Annotated in this window: 10 protein-coding genes; 2 read left to right on the top strand and 8 right to left on the bottom strand. The window is 66.8% G+C overall.

Annotation, left to right across the window (positions count from 1 at the left end; all coding sequences use genetic code 11):
* Nucleotides 1-64 precede the first annotated feature (64 nt).
* From PSO31014_RS01435 to PSO31014_RS01425, 3 genes are read right to left on the bottom strand one after another with little or no spacing between them, the layout of a single operon-like run.
* Nucleotides 65-2,008: an FUSC family protein gene (locus tag PSO31014_RS01435; RefSeq protein WP_150549971.1), complete on the bottom strand. Its 1,944-nt coding sequence runs from the start codon at nucleotides 2,006-2,008 to the stop codon at nucleotides 65-67.
* Between the two features lie 2 nt (nucleotides 2,009-2,010).
* A complete protein-coding gene (locus PSO31014_RS01430) occupies nucleotides 2,011-2,661 on the bottom strand; it encodes an HAD-IB family hydrolase (protein WP_150549970.1) in 651 nt (216 codons plus the stop codon).
* Between the two features lie 6 nt (nucleotides 2,662-2,667).
* Nucleotides 2,668-2,928: a cellulose biosynthesis BcsR family protein gene (locus tag PSO31014_RS01425; RefSeq protein WP_150549969.1), complete on the bottom strand. Its 261-nt coding sequence runs from the start codon at nucleotides 2,926-2,928 to the stop codon at nucleotides 2,668-2,670.
* A 745-nt stretch (nucleotides 2,929-3,673) separates the two neighbouring features.
* On the opposite strand from PSO31014_RS01425, the gene PSO31014_RS01420 reads away from it, so the two are divergent.
* Nucleotides 3,674-4,672 (top strand): aldo/keto reductase, encoded by a 999-nt coding sequence (locus PSO31014_RS01420; RefSeq protein WP_150549968.1) that lies wholly within the window; start codon nucleotides 3,674-3,676, stop codon nucleotides 4,670-4,672.
* 268 nt (nucleotides 4,673-4,940) lie between these two features.
* Nucleotides 4,941-5,876, top strand: a complete 936-nt coding sequence (locus tag PSO31014_RS01415; protein WP_150549967.1) for a universal stress protein — start codon at nucleotides 4,941-4,943, stop codon at nucleotides 5,874-5,876.
* Nucleotides 5,877-5,955: 79 nt separating this feature from the next.
* Here PSO31014_RS01415 and PSO31014_RS01410 read toward each other — a convergent pair whose 3' ends face one another.
* The 5 genes from PSO31014_RS01410 to PSO31014_RS01390 form a co-directional block, all read right to left on the bottom strand.
* Nucleotides 5,956-7,215: an NAD(P)/FAD-dependent oxidoreductase gene (locus tag PSO31014_RS01410; RefSeq protein ID WP_150549966.1), complete on the bottom strand. Its 1,260-nt coding sequence runs from the start codon at nucleotides 7,213-7,215 to the stop codon at nucleotides 5,956-5,958.
* Nucleotides 7,216-7,331: 116 nt separating this feature from the next.
* The gene (locus PSO31014_RS01405) at nucleotides 7,332-7,985 is read right to left on the bottom strand and encodes a TetR/AcrR family transcriptional regulator (RefSeq protein ID WP_150549965.1); all 654 of its coding nucleotides are present in this window, start codon (nucleotides 7,983-7,985) and stop codon (nucleotides 7,332-7,334) included.
* Nucleotides 7,982-9,490 carry an efflux transporter outer membrane subunit gene (locus PSO31014_RS01400; RefSeq protein WP_150549964.1) on the bottom strand — a complete coding sequence of 503 codons (1,509 nt, stop codon included), beginning with the start codon at nucleotides 9,488-9,490 and terminating at the stop codon, nucleotides 7,982-7,984. The genes PSO31014_RS01405 and PSO31014_RS01400 overlap by 4 nt, the downstream gene beginning before the upstream one ends.
* Entirely contained in the window at nucleotides 9,487-12,687 is a 3,201-nt protein-coding gene (locus PSO31014_RS01395) for an efflux RND transporter permease subunit (RefSeq protein ID WP_246176184.1), read from the bottom strand. Before PSO31014_RS01395 ends, PSO31014_RS01400 begins: the two co-directional genes overlap by 4 nt.
* Nucleotides 12,684-13,895: an efflux RND transporter periplasmic adaptor subunit gene (locus tag PSO31014_RS01390; RefSeq protein ID WP_150549963.1), complete on the bottom strand. Its 1,212-nt coding sequence runs from the start codon at nucleotides 13,893-13,895 to the stop codon at nucleotides 12,684-12,686. The genes PSO31014_RS01395 and PSO31014_RS01390 overlap by 4 nt, the downstream gene beginning before the upstream one ends.
* Nucleotides 13,896-13,988: the final 93 nt, after the last annotated feature.

The following is a 13,988-nucleotide window of genomic DNA, read 5'->3' as shown; positions in this document are numbered from 1 at the left end:
TTATGCCTGCGTTGTCTCCCCTCCGACCGGAATCAGTGCCGTCCGGTTGCCGCCAACATGCCATTCAGACCGGTTTTTCCGCTGCGCCGAACAACGCGCCAATGGCCGCGCGCAAGGCCTCGTCCAACGCCCGATCCATAGCCGCAACCGGCGCCGACGGCATCGCCGGCCCCAACCCACCATGCCGAATCGCCGCCGCCATCCGCGTTAGCACCGCTGCCCCCGGATTGACCTGAGCGTCATGCGTCCCCGCTCGGGGAACGATGTCTGTGATGGCATTGGCCACCCGCTCCAATGCCGTGAGCGCCGGCCACCAGCGCGCCGCCCGACGACTCACCATCGGCGGTTCGGACAACGCCCGCTGTAACGCAATACGCGCGTCGTCGAGCGCTTTGTATGCCACCCGCCGAGCACCAAACGCTGCATCGACATCTTGCGTGTCGGCAAGCGCCGCATATCGACCCAGCGCATCGAGCGCATTGGCAACGCGCTCGTCGAGTTGATGCCGCTCCCACTTGGCCCACGGTAAATACCCCACGAGCAACACGATCGCGCACGCCGCCACGGCATCGATGAACCGCGCAAATGCAATGCCCTGACTGCCCGGCTGCAATGCGCCCATCACCAACATCAGTATCGGTAGCAGCAAGGCGCTGAATAACCCGTAATTGCGCCGCAACGCCCACGGCAGACACGCCGCCAGCGGGACGAGCGCGGCAAGACTGACCCACCCGTTACGGTCGATGGCGACGACGGCCGCCGAGACGGCGACGCCGACGATACTGCCCAGGCCACTCTGCAACGCGCGGGCGAACACGGAGCCATAGTTCGGCTTGAAGATGACCACGACGATGAGCGGCACCCAATACGACCGCGGCAGTGCCGTGAGCGCAATGAAGATTTGCGCGGCCAGCACGCACAAGCCAATTCGCAGCAAGTACCGCCATACGTCGGGCCACGGCCACTTCGGTATCCATTGCCGTCCGGGCGCAGCGCGCGCCCGATGACGCGCCAAGGCAACCAGGGGCGCTTCAGCCGCATGCACGGTGCCCGTGAGTAACGGCTCGGCGCGATGCAACGCCGCCGCGAGCGCCGGCGCATGGTTGTCTTTCGCCATCGCCACCGTCGCCGCCATGTCGAGCTGCCCATCGCGCGCAATGCCCCGGGCAAGACCGTACAAGCCGCGTCCGAGTGGCGCGGGAAGCGGCCGCCCGCCCTGTGCAAGGCCAATGACGGCCGAGGTGATGGGCTCGGCCGCCAGAATCTGGGCGGCCCGGCGCTCAAGCACTTCCCACCCGCCAACCGTGCTCGCACGCGCGCTCAAGAGCGTGTCATAGGCCGCGGCGATGGCGTTCTCGAGCGAACGGCGCGCGAGCCTGACGCGCGGCGTGCCGCTCGCGTCGAGTACGTTGGCCAGTTGCTGATAGATGGCGGCGACGGCGTCGCGCTCGGCGGCGCCCGGGTGCCGCAGCCAGTGGACGGCCATGAGCAGCACGCTGAAAACCCCGCCCGCCGCAAGCAGCAGCGGCGCGCGCCATTCGGGCGGTGGAAGGGCCAGGCCCCAGCCGACGATCAGGTATACGGCGCCCTGCAAGGTCGCCGCCGACGCGACGTTCCCGAATGTGCCAATGAAGCTGAGCAGCAGGATCGCCGCTTGCAGCAGCCCATGCGCGGCCCACGGGTGCGACATGCCGAGGTCGTGGATGAGCATGCCGGCGTAGAAGCCCATGACGCCGGTGGCGACGGTCAGCAAAATGGAGCGCGCCCGCGTGTGATAGGGGCCGGTTCGGTCGCCGACGATGGCGGGCAGCGCGCCGAGCGCGATGAGCGAGGCGTCTGCGCCATGACCGATGGCCGCGCCGATGGCGGTGGGCACGGCAACGGAGAGCGCGGCATGCACCGCGTCCCATCGGGAGAATGCCACGGGTTCAAGTCGCACCAGCCGCGACATCCACGCAACGCGGCGGCCGGGCTCTGGCGTCGCGGGCATGTGCGGACGATCCGTCATCGTCAGGGCGCCTGCCGCGATGCGTCGGCATCGGGCAGTGGCATGAGCTTGCCCTGACCACGGATCCAGGCGTAATCGGCGCGCTCGGCCATCTCTTTGTCGCCCCGGCTGTCGCCATAGACGAACAGCACGCGCGGCGGCGACGCCGCCCACCAGGCTTCGAGACGTCGCATTTTTTCCGGTCCCCAGCAATTCGGCTCGGCAAATTGACCGGAGAAACGACCGAGTTCGTCATACGCCAGCTCTGTGCTGAGAACGGCGTCGAAACCGACCGAGGTGGCCCATAGGCGCAAGTACAAGCCGGGTGAGGCGCTGACCAGCACGATGCGGTGTCCCATCGCCCGGTGCTGTCGCAAACGCGCGAGCATCTCGGGACGAAGCAGGCGGGGCAAATGTTGCGTGATGAACCGCTTGGCATCGTACTCGAGCTGAGCCCGTGTGCGTGCACCCAGCGACGCGCGCAGGAACGCGGCCTTCGCGGTGCCCCGGTCGACCACACGCAGCGCTGCGCCGATCAGCCACGGCGAAGCGAGCAGGGCGCCAGCCACGAAGCGCGGTGTGCCGACCGTCTCGCGCACGAAGATGCGAAGACTGTCGGTGGTGGAAATGGTGCCGTCGAAATCGAAGGCGGCGACGATCGAGGTGTCTCGCATGCGAGGTCAGCTCGCGCTGGAGAGCGGCGCGGCAGTCGTCACCGCCGATGCGGCCGACAGCGTCGATGCAGCGCTGCGTGAGTCAGCGAAGGCGACCAGATGCGGCCAGCGTTCGCGCGCCTGCCGGTTGGCAACGATCGCTTGTTCGTCGCGATAGAACGGCAGCGCATCGACGCCGACGACTTCGCGCAACCGATCGATATCCGACGGATAACGATGCTCGATCATCGCGTCGGCGGTTTGCGGGTTGGGCGTGACATTTGTCATGGGCAACGTGACCTTGGCTGATGAGGGTTCGGTCTGGCGCATGCAAGGCATTGTATAGGTGCCTCGAAGGCAGGGCAATTTCGCTGCCGGCCGGTCAGCCGGTGCACCGGGCGTTCAGTGACCGAACACCAAGGTTCGCTTGATTCCGCTCACTCAGGCAGGCTGGCATGGCGCATCTACCGCTGTCAGACACACATGCTGTGCAGTTCCGCCGGACACTGGCAATCTTAGGATTGCCGGACAACGACGTGGTGAGACGTCGGGTCCTTCGAGCAAGCCGGATGTGAGCGCGGCAATAATGCAGCACAAGAACAGATGAGGCATCGCACATGCAGCTTCGAGCGTCTTGGTCGCGTTATAAAAAAATCTCTGCCATCTGTCTGCTAGTTGACACAGCGATGGACCTTGCGGGCACTCGGCTGGCGATAGCGGCACCACCGCTGCGCTCGCCCCGGCTCCGACCGGTAACCGCCTGCGCACGGTCACGTTTGCCCAGTTGGGCGAGACCGATGGCCTGCGATTGCGCATTCGAGGCACTGACGGTGTCTGGGTGGACCTCAAATCGATGGAGTGACGCGCCAACCCCGCGCGAATCCTCGCCGGATCCGCACGCGAATGCGCGTTCGGGCTCGCGCACGCGTTTTCCCGGAATCGCGCATACTGTGCGCTCTTGCCAGCGGGCGTGGCCGGCGCGGCCCGCAATCGTCGCCTGGCATGGACGCATTCGAAACTTCCGGGAGTTACTGTGCAATACACCAAATTCGGCCGCACCGGCCTGAGCGTTTCCCGCTTGTGCCTGGGCACCATGACGTTCGGTCTGCAAACCGAGGAGGCCGCCAGCCACGCGATTCTCGACCGTACTGCCGACGCGGGCGTCAACTTCATCGATATTGCCGACGTCTACCCGCTCGGCGCCGACATCTCGTTGTCCGGACGTACCGAGGAGATCGTCGGTCGTTGGCTCAAGGGGCGCCGTAGCCAGTTCATCGTCGCGACCAAAGCTTGCGGCCAGATGGGACCGTCACCGTGGGACAAGGGGGCGTCGCGCAAGCATCTGCTCGATGCCATCGATGCGTCGCTGCGCCGCCTGGGAACCGACTACGTCGACCTGTACCAACTGCATTCCGACGACACCGACACGCCCATCGACGAAACGCTCGAGGCGCTCGACACCATCGTGAAGTCGGGCAAGGCCCGCTACGTCGGCGTGTCGAATTACCTCGCCTATCGCCTCGCACGTGCCCTGGGCCGCGCGGACGTGCTGCGCGTGGCCCGCTTCGTGTCGGTGCAGCCGCGCTACAACCTGCTGTTCCGTCAGATCGAGCGCGAACTGCTGCCGCTGGCCAGTGAAGAAGGTCTGGCGGTCATCCCCTACAACCCGCTTGCCGGGGGATTGCTGACGGGCAAATACCGACACGACGCCGCCCCCAGCGAAGGTCGCTTCACCACGGCGACGGTCGGCAAAGCCGGCTCGATGTACCAGCAACGCTACTGGCACGAGCGTGAGTTCGAGACGATCGAGTCGCTCAAAGGCATTGCGAAGGACGCGGGTGAGTCGCTGACGCGTCTGTCGCTCGCCTGGGTGCTGGCGAACCCGGTCGTCACGTCGGCGATTATCGGCGCCAGCCGCGTCGAACAATTGACCGAAACACTCGGCACCGTCGACTACGCGCTCGACGCCGGCCTCAAGGCGAAGCTCGACGACGTGTCGCATGCTTATCGCTGGGGCGACGCCGCCCGATAAGCGCAACGTCCCGCCACTGGTTCTCTGCTGGACTGACGGCATACACAGGCCCGATACGTCGGGCCCGTGGCGTTTTTGCGTTGCATCAAGCAAGCGCGTCTTAAGAGGGATTCTCGAGCCCGCGAAGGTAGTCTTCCGCTACGATCGAGCGCTATAGTAGGCGCATCGTGTCACGGTTCGACAGTCGAAGCGACTCGCGCGGCGGCACGATGCCGGACACGCCGCCTGCGTGCGAGGCTTTCCTCTGACGCTCCTTGCGAGGCTGCTCATGACAAAACGCATTCTGCTGGCGACCGACGGTAGCGAATCGTCACGCCGTGCGCTGCGCGAGGCGGCCGCCTTTGCGCGCAACGGCGACATGATCCGCGTCATTCACACGGTGGAAGATCCCGTCACGCCGGTGACTTCCGCCTTCGCCAAGCTTATCGACCTGGAGCAGGTGCGTCGCGACATGCAGCGCGAGGGCGAGGAACATCTGGCGCGCGCGGTGTTGTATCTGCGCGAGGAAGGACTCGACCCACAGGCGCATTTGCTCGATCTGCGCACGACCGGCGAGACCGTGCCCGAGGCCGTCACCCGCGAGGCCAACGAGTGGGGTGCCGACATCATCATCGTCGGCACGCACGGCCGGGGCGGTGTGCGACGCGCCATGCTGGGCAGCGTGGCCGAACAGATCCTGCGCAGCGCGGAGGTGCCGGTGATGCTGGTGGCGGGCGAGGCGCGTCCGCGTTCGCCGTCGCGTGCGGGCGGACACTACGAACGGATACTCGTCGCGCTCGACGACAGCGAGACGTCGCACCGCGCCTTTGAATATGCGATTTCCCTGGCTCGCGCGCATGGGGCGTCGTTGCGCGTCGTCCATGTACTGGATATGCCGGGGCCGTTTCCCGAAGGCTTCGACTCGGCCCCGCTGCTTGGCGCGGTGCGCGCCGTGGGCGAGCAGGCGCTGAAGTGGGCGATGCGACGCCTGCACGAGGCGGGCGTGCCCGGCGACGTCGAGATGCGGGAGCTTCAGCCGGTCGGCGAGGGGGTTGCCGATCAGATTATCTGCGCAGGCAAAGAGACCGACGCCGATGTCATCGTGCTTGGCACGCACGGGCGGCGCGGGTTCCGACGCTTCACGCTGGGCAGCGTCGCGGAGGACACGGCCCGTCACGCGGGTCGGCCGGTGTTGCTGTTGCCCGCGCACGCACCGGTGGAGTGACGCGCGCGCCGTCAGGCGGCGCGTTGATCGCCGGGCGGAAGCGCCCGGCGTTTGGCACATCAGAAGAATGCGTTCGGCCTCAGGCGGCCGGGCCGAGTTCTGCGAGAAGCGTTTTGAGGGGCGTGGCAGCGTCGGCCAGACGCACCGGGTCGACCACGGCGCGGCGGCCGACGAGTTCGCGTGCCGCCAGAAACTCCTGTGCCCGATTGATGCTCACGGCCGCCACGACGGCACCTTCGCGCAGATAGAAGCGCATGAACACGGCGGCCCCTTGCGCATCCGGCAAGCGGCGCTCGATCATGGCGTCATGGCCGTCGGTCAGGCCGACCATTTGCAGCTTCGCGTTGAACTGATCCGACCAGAACCACGGCGCGGTCGCGACGGCCTTGGGCGCATCGCCATGCACCACGCTCGCGGCCACCTTGGCCATTTCGCTCGCGCTCGGCACCGATTCCAGACGAATGCGGCGGCCCAGCGCCGGGTGTTCGTGATGCGCGCAGTCGCCCACCGCCAGGATCGCCGGATCGCTCGTACGGGCAAATTCGTCGACGACGATGCCGTTCTCGACCGCCAGCCCCGCGGCCTGTGCCAGCTCTGTGTTCGGCACAAGACCAATGCCAACGACCACCACGTCAGCCGGCAGGCGCTTGTCACCGGCGACGACCGCGACGACCTGACCGGCCGCATCCTGCTCGAGGGCCGTTACGCCGACGCCCACCTGCACGTCGACGCCGTTCTCGCGATGCAGCGTCGCGAAAAATTCCGCCAGATCGGCTTCCGCCACGCGGGCCAGCAGGCGCGGGGCCGCTTCGAGCACGGTCACCGCGGAGCCCGCCTTGACGGCGGTTGCCGCCACTTCCAGCCCGATGTAGCCGCCGCCGACCACGACGACACGCTTGCCCGGTGCGAGCGCTTCGCGCAGACGCGTCGCGTCGGCGATGTTGCGCAGGTAGTAGACATTCGGGGCGTCACCGCCCGGAATGGGCAGATGGCGAACGCGGCCGCCGAGCGCCAGCACCAGATGGTCGTAGCCGAGTGTCTGGCCGTCGTCGAACGTGACGGTGCGCGCCGCGCGGTCGATGGCAGTGGCCGTCACGCCCAGACGCACGTCGATCTCGGCCTTTTCCCAGGCGTCCGCCGGACGGATCAGCAGGCTGGCTTCATCGGCCTGACCGGACAGAAACGCTTTGGAGAGCGGCGGGCGGCGATACGGCAGATGGCTTTCGCTGCCGGCGAGCACGATGCGCCCGGCATAACCCAGTTGACGCAGGGCGAGGGCGGTTTCGCCGCCGGCTTGACCGGCGCCGAGAATGACGGTGGTGGAGGTAGCTTCGGACATGAGGATGAAAGCAAAAGAAGGCGGCCGCCAGTGTAATGCATCGGCGCGCCTGTCGCGTCCCGGATACCGTCAAGATGCGTTCGTGACACCGCCGCGTCGCTTGGCGCTGACGGGCGTCAGTCTTTTGGGGCGTTGGGTTCGGCGAAGAACAGGCATTCGACCTGCTTGATCAGGGCCGGCCCGAACGCGTCGCCGCCGACCTGCGGCGCAATCAATTGCATCAGCACCGGGGAGCCGGGCGGTGGGTGCAGGGCGTGGACAAGCACGCAAAAGTACATGGCCGGATGTTCGGCACGCACGACACCCGCTTGCATGCCCTGCACGATGAGGGGCTCCATGCAGTCGTAGACGGGCGTCACCAGATGACGGTGCAAGATGGCGCCGCGCTCGCCGGTCTCCGATGCGTGCTGCGTGATGAACTGCTTGTGCTCCGGATGGTTGATGGCGTGGGCGGCGATGATCGCAATGGCTTCCTTGAGACGATCGGTCACCGGACGCGCAGTGTCGAGCGACAACGCGCGCAGCCGCTCGGTCGGACCCGCGAGCGCGCTTTCGAGCGTGTCCACGCATGCGCGCCACAGTTGCTCCTTCGAGCCGAAGTGCACGCGCACCAGGCTGGCGTCGACCTTCGCCGCCCGCGCGATGCCACGCAGGTTGGCGCCGTCATAGCCCAGTTGCGAAAAGGCGTCGATGGCGGCGGCAAGCAACGCCGCACGGCCTTCGGGCAGGTGTTTGGGGCGACGGCCCCGCGGGGTCGATATGGCAGTCATTGTCGGACAACGTCGTGCGCGGGGCGTGTAGCCTCAGCGGCCTGGGCCGTATCGGCCACCGGCGCCGGCGGCACCCCCATTGCGTAGAAGAGGAGCGCAGTATCCGACAAACGTGCGCCGGTTGCACGCACTGTCGTGAGATAGGCGTTCCAGTACTGCTGTTCGCGCCCGCGCGCCGCCGACACCGGCAGGGCGCCCAGGCGCACGCGGGCGGCCGTGTCGCGATAGATCTGCTCGGCCGCCGCGCTGGCAAGGTCCGCGTGCTGCAGCGATGTGTTGTCCGCTTCGAGCGACGCCAACGTATCGGCCACGTTTTTGAAGGCGGCGAGCACCGTCTGCTTGTATCGGTCGACCGCGGCCGCATATGCGGCGCTCGCCGCCCGACGCTGCGCGAGCAATGCGCCACCGTGGAAAATCGGCTGCGAGATCGACGCGGCTACGCTCCAGAGCGCGCCGGCACCGGAGAGCACCATCGGCCAATGGAAACCGCCTTTGCCCATCGACGCGCTGAGCGTCAGACTCGGGAACATCTGCGCCGTGGCCACGCCGACCTCGGCCGAGGCTGCCTTGAGGGCCATTTCGGCCGCCTGGATGTCGGGCCGCGATTGCAGCAACGTCGACGGCACGACGACCGGCACCCGTTCGGGGACTTTCAGCGCGCCCAGCGGCACATCGTCGGGGGCGCGATCGGGCGTGCGCCCGAGCAACACCGCCAACGCGTGGCGCGTGGACTGCCACTGCGCGCGCAGCCCGGGCAGCGACGCTGCGAGCGTCTCGGCGTTTTGAGCGGACGCCAGCGCGTCGGCGCGGGAGACGGCACCGAGCACCTCTCGCCGGGCCATCTCCGTGGCGTCGGCCTGCGCCAGTTCGACGAGCCGCTCGGTCGCTTTGACCTGTGCGCCGAGCACCGATGCCCCGATGGCGCCGGAGACGATATTCGCCGCAAGCGCCTGCCGCGCCGATTCGAGCTGGAACGCCTGCTGATCGACCTGGGCCGCCAGCGACGCATCGGCGAAGCGAGCGGCGCCGAATAAGTCGAACGTGTAGCGTGCCTGCACCTGTCCCACGAACATGTTGTAGAGCGCCGTCGGCGGTCCGAGATTCGGGATGCCGAGATTGCGCTCACGCGCTGCTTCGCCGCCAAGGTCGATCGACGGGAAGAGCGACGCGCCGATCTGCGCCTTCAACTGCTCGCGCGCGCCCTGCAAGGCATGCTCCGCCGAAGACAGCGAGGGACTGTTGCGCAGCCCTTCGTCGACGAGGGCATTGAGGGTGTCCGAGCGATAGGCATGCCACCACGCGTTCACGGGGGCCGCGCCCACGTCGAACTGCTGTGCCGTGCCTTGCGCCGAGTCGGTATGGGCGGGCAGCGCGCTGGCGCCATAGTGCGCGGGTGAGGGCATGGCAGGCGGCGTGTCGCCCGGGGTGAACGCGCAGGCGCTCAGCCACAATGGGAGGATCGGAACGAGCGGGGCGCACCAGCGCCGGGCGAGACGCGGCATCATGAGCGGTCTCCTTGCGGGTTAGCCGCGTGTGCGGGGTCGGCGGGCGAGGTACGTTCGTGGTGACGCACGCGGAATGCCGTGGCGTACAGCGCCGGCAGGAAAAACACGGTCAGAATCGTGGCGCTGGTGATGCCGCCCATCAACGCCGTAGCCATCGGGCCGAAGAAGTTGCTGCGCAGCAAAGGGATCAGCGCGAGCACGGCGGCGGCGGCCGTGAGCGTGATCGGCCGGAAGCGCCGTACCGTGGCGCTCACGATGGCGTCGAAGCGCGGGTGTCCAGCCGCGATGTCCTGTTCGATCTGGTCGACCAGGATCACCGAGTTTCGCATGATGATGCCGAACATCGCGATCACGCCGAGCATTGCCACGAAACCGAACGGCTTGCCGAACAGCAGCAACGTGGCGACCACACCGATCATGCCGAGCGGCGCCGTGAGCACCACGAGCAGGGTGCGCGCGAAGCTCTGGAGCTGGATCATCAGGAGTGTGAGCACCGCAATGATCATGATCGGCATCTGCGCCATGATCGACGACTGTCCCTTGGCGGACTCTTCGACCGATCCGCCGATCTCGATGCGATAACCCACCGGGAGGGCCTTGCGAATATCGCCGAGCGATCGGTAGACGGCGTCGGTCACGTCGATCCCCTGCTTGCCCGCGCGCACATCCGAGCGCACGGTGAGCGTCGGCTGGCGGTCGCGCTCCCAGATCACGCCATATTCCAAGTCGTTCACCACATGCCCCAGCGTGGCCAGCGGTACCGGGCCGTTCGGCGTGGGCATGGCGAGCGTGGCGAGCTTCGCCGGATCCACCCGCTCGGCCTTGGGGGCGCGCAGTGTGATCGAGATCAGCTTGTCGCGTTCGCGGTATTGGCTGATGTCGTAGCCCGTGAGCGTCATGGCGATGAAGTTCGAGATGTCCGTCGAACTCACGCCCAGTGCGCGTGCTTTCTGCTGGTCGACTTCGAAGCGCACCGAGCGTTGTGAGGGCTCGTCCCAGTCGAACTGGACATCGGCGGTGTCACCGTTCTTGCGCATGACCGCCGCCACCTGCTCGGCGATCTTGCGCACCGTGCCAATGTCATCGCCGCTCACGCGAAACTGCACGGGAAAGCCGACGGGCGGCCCGTTTTCCAGTCGCGACAACCGGGTGCGCACACCGGGCATGGCCTCGCGCAGCTTCGGCTCGAGCCATTGGGCGAGCGCCTCCCGGTCGTCCACGGACTTGGCGGTAACAACCAGTTGCGCGAAGTTCGGCGTGGGCAGTTGCTGATCGAGCGGCAGATAGAAGCGGGGCGCGCCGGTGCCGACAAAGCTGACCGTATGATCGATCTCCTTCCGACCCTTGAGCAATTTTTCCAGGCGTTGCGTCTCGCGCAGCGTCGCCTGATACGACGCCCCTTCCGGCAGACGGAGATCGACCATCAGTTCGGGCCGGTCGGAACTCGGGAAAAACTGCTGGGGCACGAGCGAGAAGCCGGCCATCGAAATCAGGAACAGCACGACGGTGATGGCAAGCACGATCAAGCGGCGCTCGATGCACCACGTCAGCCAGCCGCGCAGGCGATTGTAGAAGCGGGTGTCGTAGACCTCGTGCTCATGATCGTCGCCGTGATGGGCCTCGCGCGCTCGCTCGGGCAGCAGCTTGTAGCCGAGCAGCGGAATGAGCACGACGGCGGCCAGCCACGAGGCGAGCAGCGCAATGGCCGAGACCTCGAAGATCGAGCGCGTATATTCACCCGTGCTCGACTTCGCCAGGGCAATGGGCAGAAAGCCGGACACGGTCACGAGCGTGCCGGTCAGCATGGGGAACGCCGTGCTCGTGTAGGCGAAGGCAGCCGCACGCTTGCGATTCCAGCCTTGGGAGAGCTTCACGGCCATCATTTCGACGGCGATGATCGCATCGTCCACCAACAGCCCGAGCGCCAGGATCAACGTGCCGAGTGACACCTTGTGCAGCCCGATGTCGAAGAGGTACATGAACAGCGACGTCACGGCGAGGACAACCGGAATCGAAATGGCCACCACCATGCCGGTGCGCAAGCCAAGCGAGACGAGGCTCACGATGAGCACGATGGCGACGGCTTCGGCCACCGCTTCGAGGAAGTCGTCGACGGACTGTGACACGGACTTCGACATGCTCGCGACTTCAGTGAGCGTGAGGCCTGCGGGCAACTGAGCACGCAGCTCGCCCATCTTGCCGGCCAGCGCCTTGCCAAGGTGAACGACGTCCTGCCCCTTTTGCATGGTGATGCCAATGCCGAGCACGGGCTTGCCACCGAAGCGCATCTCCGAGACGGGCGGGTCGACATAGCCGCGCTTGATCGTGGCGATGTCGCCCAGCCGGAAGGATCGGTTGTTCACGCGGATGAGCGTGTCGGCAAGGTCATCCACGCTGCGGAACTGGCCGCTCGGGCGCACGACCAGCCGGTCGTTGGGCGTGTCGATCGTGCCCGCGGGCGAGACCGCGTTCTGCGCGCCCACGGCCTGCGCGATCTGGTTCGGCGAAATGCCGAGTCGCGTCAGTTGTGTGTTGTTGATCTCGACATAGATGCGCTGCTCCTGGTCGCCGAAGTAGTCGACCTTCGCCACGCCAGGCACGCGCAGCAGCACGGTGCGTAACGAGTCGGCGTAATCGCGCAACTGGGCGGGACCGAAGCCGTCGCCCTGGAGCGTGAAGATGTGCGTGTAGACGTCGCCGAATTCATCGTTGAAAAACGGTCCTTGCACGCCCTGCGGCAAGGTGTATGCGATGTCACCGACTTTCTTGCGCACCTGGTACCACTCTTCCGGCACGTCGCTCGCGGGCGCCGAATCCTTCATCGAAAAAAACAGCAGCGACTCGCCAGGGCGTGAATAGCTGCGTTGGAAGTCGATCGCCGGCATCTCCTGGAGCTTGCGCGCGATCCGGTCGGTGACCTGCTCCTGCACCTGTTTGGCGGTCGCGCCCGGCCAGTACGTGCGGATGACCATCACGCGGAACGTGAAGGGCGGATCTTCCGATTGCGCGAGGCGCGAGTAGGCCAGAATGCCGAAGATCGTGGCCATCGCGATCAGGAAGATCACGAGTGCGCGATGCCGCAGGGCCCACGCGGAGAGGTTGAAGCGGCCCTCCTCGTGACGATAGTCCTTGGGTGCGGAGGGCGGCGTGGCAGAGGATGCCACGGGCGCGGGCGGCTTACCGTCCTGCGGGCTCATGACGCGAAGTCCTCGGGGTGCAGCGGCGCAATCACGCGAACCTTCTCGCCGGCGGTGACGGTGTGCGCGCCTTGCCAGACGATGCGCTCGCCGGGTTGAATGCCGCCCGCGACGGTGACGGTGCGCTCGCCGTAGCGAACGATCTTCACACGCCGCAGCACCAATGTGTCGTCGGCCTTGACGACCCACACCGCGGGTTGATCGCCCTCGTGGAAGAGCGCGGTCGACGGCAGTGTGATGGGCGGGCCGTCCGCGAGCGGGGTGGCGGCAGGCACGCCGGACGCCATTGCGACGGGCGTGGCCGATGTCGTCGACGATGCCACGGGTGGGGCGGCCGGCGGCGCGAAGGGTTGTGCGAACGCAACGTTGGCCGTCATGCCGAGTTTGACGTCCGGGCCAGGCGCGAGCAGCGAGAGCTTGGCGCGGTATGTGCGACTCATGGGATCGGCCGCCGGCGCGATTTCACGCACACGCGCCTGCCATGTCTTGCCCGGCACGGCGGGCAGCGAGACGGTCGTCATCTGCCCGACGCGCAGCGCGCCGAGCGCGACTTCGGGCACGTCGGTAATCACGTCGACCTCGCCGGTCCATGCCAACTGGTACACCGGCTGACCGGCGCTGACGTTCTGCCCCGTATCGGCCTGCTCGGCGGTGATGACGCCGTCGCGATCGGCCTTGAGGCTGCCGTAGTTCAACTGATCGCCGGCCAGTGCGGCCTGCTGCGTCGCCTGATTGCGCTGAGCGAGCGCGCTTGCGTAGGCATTCTCTGATTGTTCCAACTGCGCCGGAGCGATGAGGTTCTCGCGGGCTTGCGCGCGGTCACGGGTGACGGTTTGCGTCGCGTAATCGAGTTGGTGCTGCGCGGCGTCGAGCTGAGCACGAGCACTGGCGGCCTGCTTCGAGAGATCGCCCGGATCGAGCCGGGCGACGATCTGGCCCGCCTTGACGGCGTCGCCGAGTCGCACGTTGCGCTCGATGATCTGGCCCGCGACACGGAACGAGAGCGGCGTGACGTAGCGCGCCTCGATTTGTGCCGGTAACGACACGACGGGTGCGTGCTCGGCGACCTTGGCCGCCACGGCCACGACCGGGCGCGGGGGGGCCTCCGGGGGGGCTTTGCGCGAACAGGCGCTCAAAATCGCGGCAATGGCCGTGATGGCGACGGCCAGGGCAAGGCGGCGTGGTGCGATGTCGGACAGAAGGGGCATCGTGCGCTCGTAACTCACAAAGTGAGACATCGGGATTAAATCTACGGGCGATGATATATGGATTGCCGACGGGGTGCAACGGCGTTGCGCACG

The sequence above is a fragment of the Pandoraea soli genome (assembly GCF_902459595.1).
Lineage (GTDB): Bacteria > Pseudomonadota > Gammaproteobacteria > Burkholderiales > Burkholderiaceae > Pandoraea > Pandoraea cepalis.
This window is presented reverse-complemented; position numbering and strand designations above follow the sequence as displayed.